The organism is Roseibium salinum (assembly GCF_026240905.1).
GTDB classification, from domain to species: domain Bacteria; phylum Pseudomonadota; class Alphaproteobacteria; order Rhizobiales; family Stappiaceae; genus Roseibium; species Roseibium salinum.
The window spans coordinates 1,655,227-1,670,582 of sequence record NZ_JAPEVI010000003.1 but is presented as its reverse complement, the minus strand read 5'-3'; the positions used below and the strand labels follow the sequence as shown (position 1 = coordinate 1,670,582).

11 protein-coding genes and 2 pseudogenes are annotated in these 15,356 nt (G+C 61.6%); 9 read left to right on the top strand and 4 right to left on the bottom strand.

Annotated elements, in window-relative coordinates; genetic code table 11:
- Positions 1 to 4 precede the first annotated feature (4 nt).
- Both ON753_RS12260 and ON753_RS12255 read right to left on the bottom strand, forming a co-directional pair.
- Positions 5 to 1,093, bottom strand: coding sequence for a cache domain-containing protein (locus tag ON753_RS12260; protein WP_265962884.1), 1,089 nt, complete (start codon positions 1,091 to 1,093; stop codon positions 5 to 7).
- 144 nt (positions 1,094 to 1,237) lie between these two features.
- Positions 1,238 to 2,053 (bottom strand): sugar phosphate isomerase/epimerase family protein, encoded by an 816-nt coding sequence (locus ON753_RS12255; RefSeq protein ID WP_265962882.1) that lies wholly within the window; start codon positions 2,051 to 2,053, stop codon positions 1,238 to 1,240.
- A gap of 172 nt (positions 2,054 to 2,225) precedes the next feature.
- On the opposite strand from ON753_RS12255, the gene ON753_RS12250 reads away from it, so the two are divergent.
- The 6 genes from ON753_RS12250 to ON753_RS12225 all read left to right on the top strand — a co-directional run bounded on the left by ON753_RS12250 (position 2,226) and on the right by ON753_RS12225 (position 9,210).
- Positions 2,226 to 3,137: a LysR family transcriptional regulator gene (locus ON753_RS12250; protein WP_265962880.1), complete on the top strand. Its 912-nt coding sequence runs from the start codon at positions 2,226 to 2,228 to the stop codon at positions 3,135 to 3,137.
- Between the two features lie 135 nt (positions 3,138 to 3,272).
- Entirely contained in the window at positions 3,273 to 4,277 is a 1,005-nt protein-coding gene (locus ON753_RS12245) for a Bug family tripartite tricarboxylate transporter substrate binding protein (RefSeq protein ID WP_265962879.1), read from the top strand.
- A 97-nt stretch (positions 4,278 to 4,374) separates the two neighbouring features.
- Positions 4,375 to 4,941 (top strand): tripartite tricarboxylate transporter TctB family protein, encoded by a 567-nt coding sequence (locus tag ON753_RS12240; RefSeq protein ID WP_265962877.1) that lies wholly within the window; start codon positions 4,375 to 4,377, stop codon positions 4,939 to 4,941.
- Positions 4,938 to 6,458, top strand: a complete 1,521-nt coding sequence (locus tag ON753_RS12235; RefSeq protein WP_265962875.1) for a tripartite tricarboxylate transporter permease — start codon at positions 4,938 to 4,940, stop codon at positions 6,456 to 6,458. Before ON753_RS12240 ends, ON753_RS12235 begins: the two co-directional genes overlap by 4 nt.
- Positions 6,455 to 7,318, top strand: coding sequence for a shikimate dehydrogenase family protein (locus tag ON753_RS12230; RefSeq protein ID WP_265962872.1), 864 nt, complete (start codon positions 6,455 to 6,457; stop codon positions 7,316 to 7,318). Before ON753_RS12235 ends, ON753_RS12230 begins: the two co-directional genes overlap by 4 nt.
- Complete coding sequence (locus tag ON753_RS12225) at positions 7,315 to 9,210, top strand: bifunctional sugar phosphate isomerase/epimerase/4-hydroxyphenylpyruvate dioxygenase family protein (protein WP_265962870.1); 1,896 nt, start codon at positions 7,315 to 7,317, stop codon at positions 9,208 to 9,210. Before ON753_RS12230 ends, ON753_RS12225 begins: the two co-directional genes overlap by 4 nt.
- 35 nt (positions 9,211 to 9,245) lie before the next feature.
- Here ON753_RS12225 and purN read toward each other — a convergent pair whose 3' ends face one another.
- A complete protein-coding gene (gene purN, locus ON753_RS12220) occupies positions 9,246 to 9,893 on the bottom strand; it encodes a phosphoribosylglycinamide formyltransferase (RefSeq protein ID WP_265962869.1) in 648 nt (215 codons plus the stop codon).
- Positions 9,890 to 10,980 (bottom strand): annotated as a pseudogene (gene purM, locus ON753_RS12215) (phosphoribosylformylglycinamidine cyclo-ligase). The gene purN and the pseudogene purM overlap by 4 nt, the downstream one beginning before the upstream one ends.
- 234 nt (positions 10,981 to 11,214) lie before the next feature.
- Here purM and ON753_RS12210 point away from each other — a divergent pair.
- The 3 genes and pseudogenes from ON753_RS12210 to ON753_RS12200 all read left to right on the top strand — a co-directional run bounded on the left by ON753_RS12210 (position 11,215) and on the right by ON753_RS12200 (position 15,355).
- Positions 11,215 to 12,300, top strand: a complete 1,086-nt coding sequence (locus ON753_RS12210) for an AI-2E family transporter (RefSeq protein ID WP_265962867.1) — start codon at positions 11,215 to 11,217, stop codon at positions 12,298 to 12,300.
- A 10-nt stretch (positions 12,301 to 12,310) separates the two neighbouring features.
- Positions 12,311 to 12,991 (top strand): P-loop NTPase family protein, encoded by a 681-nt coding sequence (locus ON753_RS12205; RefSeq protein WP_265962865.1) that lies wholly within the window; start codon positions 12,311 to 12,313, stop codon positions 12,989 to 12,991.
- A 260-nt stretch (positions 12,992 to 13,251) separates the two neighbouring features.
- A pseudogene (locus ON753_RS12200) lies at positions 13,252 to 15,355 on the top strand (RNA degradosome polyphosphate kinase).
- Position 15,356 lies beyond the last annotated feature (1 nt).

The following is a 15,356-nucleotide window of genomic DNA, read 5'->3' as shown; positions in this document are numbered from 1 at the left end:
GCCGCTAATCTTCCAACTCGGTTTGCAGCCTCGCAATGGCTGCGTTCAGGACCCTGGCCTCTGATGTTGTCCGGGACTCGTTCGGATAGACCGTTTCCCCTTGCAAGGTTGCCTGAGCACAATCTGCAAGCCTGGTGATCGGACGCACGAAGATGACGATGAAAAGCAGCGTCAGGAGACCCAGAGCTGCGCCGAAAGCGACAACATAGCTAAGGAATGGTCCAAGAACCGATTGCTCCAGATGGGCCCTGTTGTCGATACGCGCAATCATGCTCCAGCCAAATGACGGAAGGTCGCGATACCCGACTGAAGGAACGACGGTTGAAAAATGGCGGGTTCCGTTGGGCCAGTGTTCAACAATCGTCTGCGCCGCTCCGGTCATCGCTGCTCGGTAGCTTTGCAGCCGGTCCAGGGGATCGGTGCTGTCGTCAGACCGCAAGACGACATTGCCCGCCCTGTCGACAACAAAGACGTCCAGTCCAACGGCATGTGCCGATTCAGTCAGATATCGCTGCACCCAGTCATGGTTCAAATGGATCCCGAGCACGCCCTGGGTGGTGCCGGATTCATCCGTGATGGGCGTCGCCATGTCCAGGAACCTCCTTGGCTCCCCGCTCGTCGGCGGCAGGAGGTCCGCAAGGAGCACTGCGGGATGGACATCGCCCGCAAAATCTCCGCGGAGGCCATTGCGGAACCAGGGCCTCTCCGAAACATCGGCGCCCTCAAGCATGTTTCGGGATGCGGCCATAACGGTTCCGTCAACGGAGGCAACACCTGCCCAGGAAATCCGTTCGCCGTCACCAACCATCAGGTTGAGCGAGGTGGGAACGACTTCCGGTCCGCGGCTGGTCACGTAGTCCTCGACCGCTTTCAGGTTTCGCCAGTCCTGATGAAGTTGCCGCGCAAGATCTAGCAGCACTCCTCTTGCCCGCACGTTGACGGCTTCGGCAAGGGCCTCCCGGCGATACTCAGCTAGTCTGTCCCCAATGAAAAACCATGCTCCGATGGTCAAGAGAGCCGCTCCGAGCGCGACGAAGCCGCAAAGGGCGAGCGTGAGTGACGGCCCTCCGGATCTGCTGACTTTTCCGCTCATCAATGCCCCCCAACGTCTTGTCTCGCCCTATCGTTCTCTTGATAGGATTCGCATCGGCAATAGAATCAAGTGTTTGGGGCCGGAATAAGGAGCAGCGCCTGATGCGCATCTCAAGGCGCCGGTGCGTTTCTCAGGCGCCAGATTTCAGGTGTGCCCGACCGTCTCAAGCAGATCGAGCGTTGCGTCCCTGAGCTGCCGGAGTTGCCCGATCAGGTCCCGGTCGACCGCGCTGTTTCGCATTGGCACTTCAAGTCCCAAGGGGATGTCTGCCGGCAAGGCGGCAAGGAAACGATGGAGGTCTATGTCGCCTTGGCCCGGCGGCAAGCGATCCGATCGTGCCGTGTCGATGAGCTGCTCGCTCGTATAGGCGGGAAGAACCGGAGCATCGCAGAGGTGGGCGAAGGGCAGCCTGGACGGCGGCAGACCTGCCAGGTCGTCAAATCCGGATCCTGACCGGTCGAAATGCAGGCTGTCGACCAGGATGCCGACCTCAGGTCCCGCCTTCTCGACCACCTGCCGGCAGGTGGCGAGGTCCGGAACCACGGTCCAGGGAAAGAATTCCAGGACGATGCTCAGGCCTCGTGCGTGTCCCGCTTCGGACAGCTCTGCCAGCCGGTCGGCCAGCCTGTCGAGATCCGGATCGTACGGGGCAGCGATCACGTGGCGGGCTCCGAGTTCGGCGCCCGTGTCAAGGAAGGGGAGCAGGGGCTCGATCTCGAAGTCGGGTGTTATCCGGACGAATTCGATATCCGAGACGTCCAGCCCGGTCCTCTTGAGAGCGGATTGTGTTTCGCGCAGGGCCTGGGCTTGCCCCATCAGCGGGTAGCCGGGCGTATCATCGGTCACCCGGATGAGCCGGAGGCCGACGGCGTCATAGCCGGCCGCGCCGGCTGCTTCGATGAACGCGGGCGGCGCAAGATCAATGGCGGAAAGATGTGCGACCGAGAGCTTACGCGTCATATCCGGCCTCTCTTGCCGGGGCATGCCGGGCGCTGGGGGCAAAATTCACATCCATGACGATCCTCGATTGCCGGTGAGACGTCGGTAAGACTTGAAGCACCTGGCTTTAACGTCAATTACCGACTGTTCGCCTGTCGTAACATGGTGTTAATTGTGGATCGGGAGGACGTGCATGCGTGAAATCACTCTCCGGCAGATCGAGGTCATACGGGCCGTCATGCTGCGGGGCACCATCAATGGGGCGGCCGAACATCTCGGTGTTTCGGCGCCCGGCATAAGTCGGTTGATCAAGCACACCGAGGAGTCGCTGGGGATCAGGCTCTTCGAACGGCAGGCGGGCCTGTTCGTGCCGTCCCTCGAGGCCAGTGCCGTTTTCGATCAGATCGGGCAGGTCTACAAGGGTGTCGAGAACCTCCAGTCGGCGCTGGAATCCCTGCAAAAGGGGGTGGACGTACGGCTTGCGTTCGCGTCTGCGCCATCGGTTGCCCAATTCATTGCAGCGCGCGCCATCAGGACGATGCGCAAACGCTATCCGGACCTTTTCATCGACCTCAATATTTTGAGGATCGAGGAAACCCTCGATTACCTGCTTCTGGATCGCGGTGAATTCGTCATCATGAGCTCCCCCGCACGCAACCCGGGAGTGGAAAGTGATGAAATCGCGCGGGGCCGAATCGTCGCGATCCTGCCGGAAGGGCACCGCCTGGCGGATCAGGAGCGCGTTTCGGTTCACGACCTCAAGGATGACCCGCTGATCGGGGTCGATCCGAGCGATCCCTATGGCGCGATCGTCGCCAAACCGTTTCTGGATGCCGGGATTCCTCTGAAGCACAGCATGCGCGGGCGCTTTGCCCAGACGGTCGTCAGCCTCGTTCGCCACGGGCTGGGCGTCGCCCTGATCGACGAATTCTCGGTTGCCGAGGTCTACATGCCGGGCCTGGTGCGCAAGCCTCTGGTCGAGGACGTCACGATTGCGATTTACGTCGTCCGCAAGAAGGGGCGTGTCCTGTCGAATTTCGCGGAATTCGCAATCGGCCGGTTTCGTAAGGAACTCGCCGAAGCGCACATGCACTGGGAAGACTGATCGGAACCGGTATTAACATAATGTTACGCGATCGTTGAATTGGGTATTTGACGTTAGGTCTGCGCTCAAGCAAGCTCTCCGCAGCAAACGGTGTTCAGGGAGTGAGCCGTTTGAATCTGACATGGGAGGAACCTTATGAAACGTCTTGTTATCGGCGCTGTATCCGCGCTGGCTTTCGCGACGTCGACTGTCTTTGCGGCCGACTATCCGACCAAGGAAATCCAGGGAATCATCCAGTGGGGCGCGGGCGGTTCGACCGACACGGTGATGCGTTCGGTAACGCCCCATGCGGAAGAGGCATTGGGCGGCACGATTGTCATGCAGAACATGACCGGCGGCGTCGGCGCCATCGCACTGAACCATGTCGCCGGTCAACCGGCCGACGGCTACACGCTGCTGATGGGTGCGGAAAATCCGTTGCTCTACAAGGTCATGGGTCTTGGCGACAGGGACTATTCCGACTTCATCCCGGTTAGCCTGCTGGCACGCGGAACGCCGATCCTGGTGGCCAAAAAGGACGCACCTTTCGACGACTACGCCGGCATGATGGCCCACATCAGGGAAAACCCGGGTGAACTGCGCTTCGGTGCGACCGGTCCAGGTGGCCTGCCGTCGGTCGTCACTGCAATGATCAACTCGGTCGAGGGCGGGCTCGACGTCATTTCAGTGCCCTACGATGGTGACGGTCCGGCGCTCACGGCTCTTCAGGGGGGCGCCATCGATGTGATGCCGGCCGTGCTCGGAGCTGCGATCGAAGGCATCCGCGCCGGAAACATGAAACCGCTGGCGGTCTTCGATGTCGCAGCGAACGAGAAATTGCCCGACGTGCCGGCCGTGACCTCGTTCAATTCGGCATACGAAACCTATCTGCCGTGGGGCCCGTTCTTTGGCGTCTTCGTCGTCAAGGGTACGCCCGACGATGTGGTCGCCAAGCTGTCCGCTGCCTACGCGGAAGGGGCCAAACATCCGGATTTCGTCGAGCTCATGGACAACCGTGGCTTCACGATGATGGGCATCTCGGGCGCGGAGGCCGAGGAGTTCCTGGCGAAATGGCAGCAGGGCACGACCTGGCTCCTTCAGGATGCGGGTGCGACCAAAGCTTCTCCCGAGGAATTCGGGATCAAGCGCCCCGGCGAGTAATTGCCTGACAGGCGGTTTCTCTGACCGCCTTCCGACAGCGGCGCCGCACTTCCAGCCGAAGCGCGGCGCCTTTGGTTTCTGGCCGAGGGAGGACGCCATGCAGCACATCGAAACGGAACACCATGACGGCACGTCCGATGCCACACCCGGAGGATATGGCAACCGGCGGCGCCCCGGCGAACTGGCGTTCGGTGCGCTGATGCTGGCTGCAAGTCTCGGCCTGCTCTGGAGCGCCTATGGCATCTCGGGTTTCGAGGCATTGTCGGCGCCGGGCACCGTGCCCATGGCCACGGCCCTGGTCATGGTGGTGACGGCGGCCATTGTGGTGGCGAAAACGGCGCGCTTGCCGCTCGTGCCGAACGAGACGCTGGCGCGCGACATTGTGCCGGCGACGGTACTGGTCTTCATCGCCTTTCTCATCGCCTACGGCCTGCTCTTGAAGCCGCTGGGTTTCATCCCGACCTCGGCCCTGTTTCTCATTGCCGCGGTCCGGATCCTCTCAAGGCGCAACTGGACCTGGACGCTGCTGGTCTCGCTCGGAAGCCTCGCAGTCGTCTGGCTGGTTTTCCGTATCGTCTTCACCGTCCTGATGCCCTCCGGCATCGTTCCGGAAGCCGAGTTCATTCAGGTCTTCCGTAACCTCTTCAACGGGGGAGGTGCATGATGCAGGCACTTATGGGTTTCCTGACGGTCTTTTCGCAGCCGGAACTCCTGCTGCTTGTCGGCCTCGGCACGTTCGCCGGCGTCTATGTCGGGGCCATTCCCGGCCTGTCGGTCACCATGGCCGTGTCGATCCTGATTTCCTTCACGTTCTCATGGGATGTCTATCCGGCCATCTCGCTGATGATCGGGATTTACATGGGTGGCGTTTACGGCGGGTCGCGCACGGCGATCCTCCTGAACATTCCCGGCGCGCCGTCCGCGATCGCGACGGCGCTCGATGGCTATCCCATGGCAAAGCGCGGTGAGGCGGGAACAGCGATCGGCGTCACCACCGTCATGTCCTTTATCGGCGGCTTCGTCGGCATCGCCGTCCTTGCGCTGGCGGCGCCGCTCGTCTCGGACTTCGCGCTCGGGTTCCAGCCGCGCGACTATATGCTCCTTGCAGTCCTCGGCATCCTTCTGGTCGGTTCGCTTTCGCAGGGGAGCCTGGTCAAGGGCATCTTCGCCGGCGCCCTCGGCATCACGATCGGCGCCGTCGGCCGCGATCCTCTGACGTTCTCAGAGCGCTTCACCTTCGACTTCCAGATCCTTGAAGGCGGAATTTCCTTCATCGCCGTGATGATCGGGATGTTCGGCGTGTCGGAGGCCTTGCAGCAGCTTCACAATGTCGACAAGGCTGCCGTACGCCAGAAGATCGGCCGCATCGTGCCATCGCTCGGCACCGTGAAGAAACACTTGCCCCTGTCGCTCCAGACCTCCGCGATAGGCGTCACGATCGGGGCGCTGCCCGGCACGGGCGGCGATATCGCCGCCCTGATGGCCTATGATCATGCAAAGCGGGTGACGCGGAACCCCGAGCGCCCGTTTGGAGAGGGCGCAATGGAGGGACTGGTTGCCCCGGAGACGGCCAATAACGCGGCCGTGGGCGGGGCGTTCATCCCCATGATGACGCTCGGCATTCCCGGTGATGCGGTCACCGCCATAATGATCGGTGCGCTGTTCATTCACGGCCTCAATCCCGGTCCGATGCTGATGATCGACCAACCGGACATGTTCTGGTTCATCGTCGGCGCATTGGTGACGGCCAACTGCTTCATGCTGCTCTTCGGCCTGACCGGGATCCGCCTTTTCACCAGGATCGTCGAAATGCCCCGATCGGTGCTGATCCCGCTGATCATGCTTCTGTCGATCGTCGGGGCCTATGCGGTGAACAACTCGATCACCGACGTCTACTGGATGATCGGCTTCGGTGTCTTCGGCTACTTCATGCGCCACTACGGCTATCCGCTGGGGCCGGTGATCCTGGGCGTAATCCTGTCGCGCCTCCTCGACGACAACTGGCGCCGCGCCATTATATCGGAGAGGGAAGACCTTGGCCGCTTCTTCGAAGGCGTGCTGACGAGCCCGCTGTCGCTGGTGCTCTTCGTGTCGGTGGTGCTGATCTTCGTGTCGCAAACTCCTGTCTGGGCGAAAGGGAAAGCACTCCTTTTCTCCCCAAAAGAAAGCGCAAAGCAATGAGCAACGGCTCGGACGCACCGGACGGCCTGAAACTCGGTCTGATAGGGGACAACATAGCGCGCTCCCGTTCGCCGATGTTGCATCGTCTGGCCGGCGAGCAGAACGGGATTGCCGTGCGCTACGACCGCCTTGTGCCGATCGACCTCGGCCTCCGTTTCGAAGAGGTCTTTGACCGCTGCACGCAGGAAGGATATCGCGGCATCAACGTCACTTATCCCTACAAGGAGCACGCTACGAGATTTGTGCGGGTCAACAACCCGCTGGTCAGAGCAATCGGCGCGGTCAACACGGTGATTTTCGAAGGAGATACCCCGCAGGGCCACAACACCGACTATTCCGGCTTCATGTCGGCCTACAACATGGTCCGCGGATCAAGTGCGACCGGCTCGGTCCTGATGATCGGGACCGGCGGCGTCGGCCGCGCCGTCGCATTCGGACTGGTCGGCCTCGGAGCCCTGGAACTCAGGCTCGTGGATCGCGAGCCGGCGAAAGCCGAGGCTCTGGCGGATGCCTTGCAGGCAGCGGCCCCCGACATGGACATTTCCATCTGGATCAATTCGGAAAAGGCCGCCGAAGGCGTCACCGGTCTCATCAACTGCACCCCGGTCGGCATGGTGGGGCATGAGGGCACGCCCTTGCCGCGCCAGGCCATGCGAGGGGCGGAATGGGCGTTCGACGCGGTCTATACGCCAACGGACACGCAGTTCCTGAAGGACGCCGCAGCGGCCGGACTGTCGATCATTTCAGGCTGGGAACTCTTTTTCTATCAAGGCGTTCACGCCTGGAAACATTTCTCGGGCCTACCGGTCGACGAAGCCGGCTTGCGGCAACGCCTTCTCGACATGGGAGAGACCGGATGAAGACCGCGATCGCGACAGTATCGATTTCGGGTGACCTGAAGGAGAAGCTTGCAGCGATCGCCGCAGCCGGCTTCGATGGGGTCGAGATCTTCGAGAACGATTTTCTGGCTTTCGACGCCAGCCCGCGCGAGGTCGGACAGATGGTCCGCGACCACGGTCTGGAGATCGTGCTCTTTCAGCCCTTCCGGGATTTCGAGGGCATGCCCGAGCCGCAACGCACACGCGCCTTTGATCGTGCCGAACGCAAGTTCGACCTGATGCAGGAACTGGGAACGGATCTCGTGCTGATCTGCTCCAACGTGTCACCGATTTCGCTCGGCGGCATCGACCGCGCGGCCGACGATTTTCACGCACTCGGCGAGCGAGCCGCCGGACGCGGTATTCGCATCGGCTACGAGGCTCTGGCCTGGGGAAGGCATGTCAGCGACCATCGTGACGCCTGGGAGATCGTGCGCCGCGCAGACCATCCGAATGTCGGCCTGATCCTGGACAGTTTCCACACGCTGGCCAGGAAGATCGACCCGGAAACGATCCGTGCGGTTCCGGGCGACAAGATATTCTTTGTCCAACTGGCCGATGCGCCCCGGATCGATATGGACCCGCTATACTGGAGCCGGCATTTTCGCAACATGCCGGGCGAGGGCGATCTTGACGTCAGCGGCTTCATGCGCGCCGTTGCCGCGACCGGCTATGACCGTGTGGTGTCACTTGAAATTTTCAACGATCAGTTCCGGGGCGGTTCGGCAAGATCGATCTCCGTCGACGGTCACCGTTCCCTGGTCTATCTGATGGATCAGGTTCGCCGGCTGGAGCCGGATATCAGGATCCCGGTTCCGGCAATGCCCGACCGGCAGGCGGTTTCAGGCATCGAGTTCGTCGAATTCGCCGCCAGTTCTGAGGAGGCGCAGCATCTCGCCGCCATGCTGCACACGCTCGGCTTTGCCCGTGCCGGCCGGCATGTCTCCAAGAAGGTCGATCTCTGGCGCCAGGGCGACATCAATATCGTCATCAATACCGAACCCGAAGGTTTTGCGCATTCCTCCTATGTCATGCACGGCACCAATGTCTGCGACATCGGCGTGAAGGTGGCCGATGCACAAGCGGCTGTCGAGCGGGCGCGCGCGCTCGGTGCCGATCCGTTCGAGCAGCCGGTGGGACCGGGGGAACTGAACATTCCGGCAATCCGTGGTCTCGGCGGCAGCGTCTTGCATTTTATCGACCGATCGAGCGATCTTGCGCGGGTCTGGGATATCGAGTTCCGCCCCGTCGGTGACGATAACCGCCCGCAGAATGCCGGATTGACCCGCATCGATCATCTCGCCCAGACGATGGCGTTTGACCAGATGCTGACATGGCTGCTGTTCTATACCTCGATCTTCGCCACCCGGAAGACGCCGATGCTCGACGTGGTGGACCCCGCCGGTCTCGTCCGCAGCCAGGCGGTCGAGAATTCGGACGGCTCTTTCCGGATCACCTTGAACGGCGCGGAAAACTACAGGACGCTCGCAGGTCATTTCCTGATGGAGAACTTCGGCTCGGCCGTGCAGCATCTTGCCTTCGAGACCGGAGACATCTTTTCCACGGCAGCGGCACTGTCGCAAAACGGCTTCAAGCCACTCACCATTTCGCCGAACTATTACGACGACCTCGACGCCCGCTTCGGCCTGGAGGACGCTTTCCTGAACGACCTGATGAGCCACGGCATCCTTTACGACCGGGACGAACAGGGCGGAGAATACTTCCAGCTCTACAGTCCGTTTTATGGCGAGGGCTTCTTCTTCGAGATCGTCGAGCGTCGCGGCTCATACGCCGGCTACGGCGCCGCCAATGCCCAGTTCCGCATCGCCGCGCAAAAACGCCATATGCGTGCCAAAGGCATGCCCAAACGCTGAAGGTCGGGTGGCGGCGGCCTGGAGGAAGGTCACGCTCAGGGCCAGATGAGTTCAGCGCTGTCCGGTTCGTCTCCGCCGCTCAGCACCCGCGCTCCGGTCACCTTGGTCTTGCCGCGGGCAACCAGCTCCAGGGCCTTGGGGTAGATCTTGTGCTCGACTTCCAGTACCCGCGCGGCGAGCGTTTCGGGCGTGTCACTGTCGAGGACGGGGACCGCGCCCTGGATGATGATCGGGCCGTCGTCCATTTCCGCCGAGACATAATGCACGGTGGCGCCGTGGAGTTTGACACCCTCCTCCAATGCACGCTCGTGTGTGGCAAGGCCCCTGAAGCAGGGCAGGAGCGCCGGATGGATATTGATCATCCTGCCCGACCAGGCATTGACGAGGAGCGGGGTCAGAATGCGCATGAAGCCCGCCAGGGCAACCAGTTCGATCTTGTGCTCCTTCAAGACCGTGTCGATGGCCTTTTCGAAGGCCTGCCGGTCGCCGGGATATTCCCTGTGGTCGATCACGGCCGTGGCGATACCCACCTCCGCGGCCTTTTCCAGCCCCTTGGCGTCCGGACGGTTGGAGAGTACCAGCGCGATCTCCGCCGGATAGTCCGGATTCATGGCGGCGGCTATCAGCGCGGTCATGTTGGAACCGCGGCCGGAGATCAGGATGGCGGTTCTCTTGCGTGTCATGCCGGCGCACCAGCGGAAAGCCTGAGGGCGTTATCGAAGAGGACGGCGGAGCTGCCCGCCGCTTCGATCCGGCCTATGCGGCTGACCGTCTCGCCCGCGCGGGCAAGGGCTTCGGTGACGGCATCGGCTTCGTTTTCAGAGACCACGACGACCATGCCGATCCCGCAGTTGAAAGTGCGCAGCATTTCGTGTTCCGCGACCCCCCGGTACGCGCCAGCCAGCCGAAGACCGCCGGAACGCCGATCTTTTCAAGGTCGATCCGCGCCGAGCAGTTTTCCGGCAGAACGCGCGGCAGGTTTTCCGGCAGGCCGCCGCCGGTTATATGGGCAAGCGCCTTGATGCCGGAGGTCGCCTTGAGCGCGGCAAGCAGCGGCTTGACGTAGATCCTCGTCGGCTCCATCAGCGCTTCGCCGAGCGTCCGGCCGTCTTCGAACGGCGCCGCATCGGACCAGTCGAGCCCGGCAATCTCGATGATCTTGCGCACCATGGAGTAGCCGTTGGAGTGAACGCCGGAGGAGGCAAGCCCCAGGAGCACGTCGCCTTCGCCGACATCCCTGCGCGGCAGGATCGCGCCGCGCTCCACCGCACCGACGGAAAAGCCGGCAAGGTCGTAATCGCCTTCTACATACATGCCCGGCATTTCCGCGGTCTCGCCGCCGATCAGGGCGGCACCGGCCAGCTTGCAGCCATCGGCAATGCCCGCGACCACATCCGTTGCCGTTGCCACATCCAGCGCGCCGGTGGCGAAGTAGTCGAGGAAAAACAGAGGTTCGGCGCCTTGCACCACCAGGTCGTTGACGCACATGGCCACCAGGTCGATGCCCACCGTTCGATGCTGGCCGGTCTCGATGGCGATCTTCAGCTTGGTGCCCACGCCGTCATTGGCCGCCACCAGGATCGGATCGCTGAAGCCTGCGCCTTTCAGGTCGAACAGGCCGCCAAACCCGCCGATATCGCTGTCCGTGCCCGGCCGCGAGGTGGCCTTCACAAGGGGCTTGATCCGCTTCACCAGTTCGTTTCCGGCGTCAATGTCCACGCCGGCAGCCGCATAGGTCAGGCCGTTGGAAGGAGGGGTGGACTGGCTCATGGGACGCTCCGGAGATGCATGCGTTTGGCTGTGCCAACGCGGCTTACAGTCTGCCGCGACGGAAAACAAGAGGTGAGCGGTCCCGCAGCCGGCGCTTTGCCGTGAAAACTGCGCTGGACTGACAGGTGAAGCGGGACGAAACGGCCCGATGCACTTGACCGCAACACGGGTTTGATCCCATCTGCTTGGAAATGCAGACTTTCGTTGTTTGATCCGTTTTAGGGAGCGCCCTTGATGACCCTTCGCCGTCAGGTCCAATTCTGGCTGGTGTCCCTGGCCGTATTCTGTGCCTTTCTTTATGTGTTTTCCGGCGTTCTTCTGCCCTTTGTCGCAGGCATGGCAGTCGCCTATCTGCTGGATCCGGTTTGTGACCGGCTGGAAGCGCTGGGAATGGCCAGAATGTGGGCGACGCTGTCCATCCTGTTCACCTTTGTGCTGATTCTGGTGCTGTTCTTCATGTTGCTGCTGCCGGTGCTCGGCAACCAGCTTGCCGCTTTCCTGGAAAGGTTTCCGGATCTTGTCCGCCAGCTTCAGGGGCTGTTGTCCGAACAACTCGGATCGCGTTTCGCCGCAGCCGCCGGTATCACCCCGGAAGACCTGCAGTCGACCATGTCGGACCTGGTCGGGCAGGGCGCCTCCTTTGTCGCCAAGCTTGCGCAATCGGTATGGAGTGGCGGTCAGGCACTGCTGTCGATCCTGTCTCTCTTCGTGATCACGCCGGTGGTCGCCTTTTATCTGCTGCTCGACTGGGACCGCATGGTCGAGCGTATCGACAGCTGGCTGCCGCGCGATCACCTGGGCCAAATTCGCGGACTTGCGCGGGAAATGGACGCGGCCGTTGCCGGTTTCGTTCGGGGCCAGGTCTCCGTCTGCCTCATTCTCGGATCTTTCTACGCGATCTCTCTGGCCGTTCTCGGCCTCAATTTCGGCCTGCTGATCGGCATGGGCGCCGGTCTGATCAGTTTCATTCCCTTCGTGGGCGCAGGCGTCGGCCTCGTGCTGTCGGTTGGGGTCGCCTTGGTGCAATTCTGGCCGGAATGGCCCTGGGTCGCCGCCGTTGCGGCGGTTTTCGGCATCGGCCAGTTTCTGGAAGGCAATATCCTCCAGCCGAAACTCGTCGGGGACAGTACGGGTCTTCATCCGGTGACACTGATGTTTGCCCTGTTCGCCTTTGGATATCTCTTTGGATTTGTGGGGATGCTGGTGGCGGTTCCCGCCTCCGCGATGATTGGCGTGCTTGCACGCTTTGCCCTTAGGCAGTACCTAGCAAGCCCAGTATACAAGGGAAGCAGCCGTTCGACGACGGCGATCGAAGAGTAAGTACTTAACCATGGCGGAACCACCGCGCCAGCTACCGCTAGACCTGCCGCATGAGGCCGCGCTCAGCCGGGACGATTTTTTGCTGGGCGTATCGAACCGCACGGCGCTCGAGTTGCTGGAGCGCTGGCCGGACTGGCCTTCGCCGGTGGTCGTGCTGGCGGGGCCGGTCGGTTCGGGCAAGACCCATCTCGTGCGTGCCTTCCAGGAAGAAACGGGTGCCGCCGTCATTGCCGCCCGGGACTTCACGGAAGCCAATGTCGAGGAACTGGTGGCAGCACCCGCAGCCGTGGTGGAGGATGCCCATCTCGGCGTCGACAATACGGCGCTTTTCCATTTGCTGAATGCGGCGACACAGGCGGGGAAGACCGTCCTGATCACCAGCCGCACCTGGCCGACGAGCTGGAATATCACGCTGGCGGACCTTGCGTCGCGCCTGCGGGCCGCAACGCCGGTGGAAATTCAGGAACCGGACGACGATCTCCTGCGCCGGGTTCTGGTAAAGCTCTTTGCAGACCGGCAGATCGCCGTCGATATCGGTGTGGTGGACTATCTGGTCGTGCGAATGGAACGCTCGCTGGAGGTGGCCATGCAAGCCGTCGAGGCGATCGATCAGGAGGCGCTTGCGGGCCGTGTGAAGATTACCAAACCGCTGGCTGGCCGTGTCCTTGAAAATGTGCAAAAAGGCGGCTGACGGGCAGGGACCCGTTGTCTTGCGATTGTCTTCGGCCTGCCGGTCTGTCCATGCTAAGACAGGCTGAGCTGGCGTGGTCGGATCGGGGCCGGATCCTCCGTTCCGCCAGACCGACGGGAAAGGGCCTAAGGGAAAGGAAAATGACCGAAAACCCTGCTGTTTCAGAAGTTCTTTCCCCTGCATCCGAACATGCGGAAGTACCGCCCGTCGCCGGAAGAGACGACACGGTCTCGGACCTTGCCGCCTCTCCGAGACGCTTCATGAACCGGGAACTGTCCTGGCTCCAGTTCAACCGGCGTGTTCTTGAAGAAGCGATGAACCAGAATCATCCGCTGCTCGAGCGGATCCGGTTCCTGTCGATCTCAGCCAACAACCTCGATGAATTCTTCATGGTGCGCGTCGCCGGCTTGCGCGGACAGCAGCGGGCGGACGTCACCAATCTTTCCGATGATGGCCTTACCCCTACCGAGCAGCTGCATAAAGTCAGTGAAGCGGTGCGCGAGCTTCAGGCCTCACAGCAGGAAACATGGGGCGAACTGCGTCGCGAAATCGTCGACAAGGGCATCGAGATCCTGAAGGGCGACAATCTGAGCGATGCCGACCGGAGCTGGCTGAAGGACTATTTCCTTGCCTATATATTTCCGGTTCTCACGCCGCTTGCGATCGATCCGGCCCATCCGTTCCCTTTCATTCCCAATCTCGGCTTTTCCATCGTCTTCGAACTGGTCAAGACGTCCGGCAGCAGCGGCATGATCGCACTGCTCAGGATCCCGAACCAGCTCGACCGGTTCGTCCAGCTTCCAAACGGCGACAACGGTGCAGCCCGCTTCGTCGCGGTTGAGAAGGTGATCAGCCTGTTCATCGGACGGCTTTTCCCGGGTTACGAAATCCGGGGCAAGGGCGCATTCCGGGTGATCCGCGACAGCGATCTTGAAATCGAGGAAGAAGCCGAAGATCTGGTCCGTCTGTTTGAAAGCGCGTTGAAGCGCCGCCGCCGGGGGTCCGTGATCCGGCTGGAAATCCAGGAGACCACTCCGGCGCCCCTGCGCGAATTCGTCGCTGAAGCCCTGCAGGTAAGCGACAACGAGATCTTCCTGGCAAACGGCCTGTTGGCTCTCAACAATCTGTCACAAATCGTCGATCTGGAGCGGCCGGATCTGAAATTCGAACCTTATACGGCAAGGTTTCCCGAGCGCATCCGTGAACACGGCGGCGACTGCCTGGCGGCGATCCACCAGAAGGACATCATTGTTCACCATCCATACGAGATCCTTTGATGTGGTCGTGCAGTATCTGCGCCAGGCTGCGCGGGACCCGGATGTCGTTGCCATCAAACAGACGCTTTACCGGACGTCCAACGACAGCCCGATCGTCAAGGCCCTGGCCGAAGCCGCCGAAGCCGGCAAATCGGTCACTGCGCTCGTGGAACTGAAGGCCCGCTTCGACGAAGAGGCCAACATCAAATGGGCGCGTGACCTGGAAAGAGCCGGGGTGCAGGTGGTCTTCGGCTTCATCGAACTGAAGACGCACTCGAAAATTTCCATGGTCATTAAGCGCGAACATGGTCAGCTCAAGACCTATTGCCATATCGGCACCGGCAATTATCACCCGATTACGGCGCGGATTTACGAGGATCTGTCCTTCTTCACGGATGATCCGGGCATCGCGGAAGATGCGGCCCGGATCTTCAACTACATCACCGGCTATGCGGAACCGGCAGAGCTCAACAACCTTGTGGTCTCGCCGCTGAACCTGCGCACGCGCATGCTGGAGCTGACCGAAGCGGAAATCGAGCACGCCAAGGCGGGGCGGCCGGCGCAGATCTGGATGAAGATGAATTCCCTGGTCGATGGAGAGGTGATCGACACACTCTACCGCGCCAGCCAGGCGGGGGTGCAGGTCGACCTCGTCATCCGCGGCATCTGCTGTCTGCGTCCGGGGATCCCGGGCCTGTCGGACAACATCCGGGTGAAGTCGATCATCGGTCGTTTCCTGGAGCATTCGCAGATCTATTGCTTCGGCAACGGCAAGGGGCTGCCGTCGCCCGAAGCCCATGTCTATATCGGCTCGGCAGATATGATGCCGCGCAACATCGACCGCCGCGTGGAGGTGCTTGCGCCCTTGCTGACCCCGACGGTACACGAGCAGGTCCTTGACCAGATCATGGTCGCCAACCTGAAGGACAACCAGCAGAGCTGGCGCATCCTCGCCGATGGCAGCCATGAACGGATCGAGCCGGGACCGAACGAGGAACCGTTCAATGCTCATCGGTATTTCATGACGAACCCGTCGCTCTCGGGGCGGGGCAAGTCCTTGAAGAGTGATCGGCCCAAGCCGTTTCTGGAACGGCAAAAACGAGGATAGC

Excerpts from the sequence above, each read along its gene's own strand:
- purN (WP_265962869.1), bottom strand. The coding sequence starts at position 9,893 with ATGACACGCAAGAGAACCGCCATCCTGATCTCCGGCCGCGGTTCCAAC.
- ON753_RS12245 (WP_265962879.1), top strand. The coding sequence starts at position 3,273 with ATGAAACGTCTTGTTATCGGCGCTGTATCCGCGCTGGCTTTCGCGACG.
- ON753_RS12260 (WP_265962884.1), bottom strand. The coding sequence starts at position 1,093 with ATGAGCGGAAAAGTCAGCAGATCCGGAGGGCCGTCACTCACGCTCGCC.
- ON753_RS12235 (WP_265962875.1), top strand. The coding sequence starts at position 4,938 with ATGATGCAGGCACTTATGGGTTTCCTGACGGTCTTTTCGCAGCCGGAA.
- ON753_RS12210 (WP_265962867.1), top strand. The coding sequence starts at position 11,215 with ATGACCCTTCGCCGTCAGGTCCAATTCTGGCTGGTGTCCCTGGCCGTA.
- ON753_RS12225 (WP_265962870.1), top strand. The coding sequence starts at position 7,315 with ATGAAGACCGCGATCGCGACAGTATCGATTTCGGGTGACCTGAAGGAG.
- ON753_RS12205 (WP_265962865.1), top strand. The coding sequence starts at position 12,311 with ATGGCGGAACCACCGCGCCAGCTACCGCTAGACCTGCCGCATGAGGCC.
- ON753_RS12240 (WP_265962877.1), top strand. The coding sequence starts at position 4,375 with ATGCAGCACATCGAAACGGAACACCATGACGGCACGTCCGATGCCACA.
- ON753_RS12230 (WP_265962872.1), top strand. The coding sequence starts at position 6,455 with ATGAGCAACGGCTCGGACGCACCGGACGGCCTGAAACTCGGTCTGATA.
- ON753_RS12255 (WP_265962882.1), bottom strand. The coding sequence starts at position 2,053 with ATGACGCGTAAGCTCTCGGTCGCACATCTTTCCGCCATTGATCTTGCG.
- ON753_RS12250 (WP_265962880.1), top strand. The coding sequence starts at position 2,226 with ATGCGTGAAATCACTCTCCGGCAGATCGAGGTCATACGGGCCGTCATG.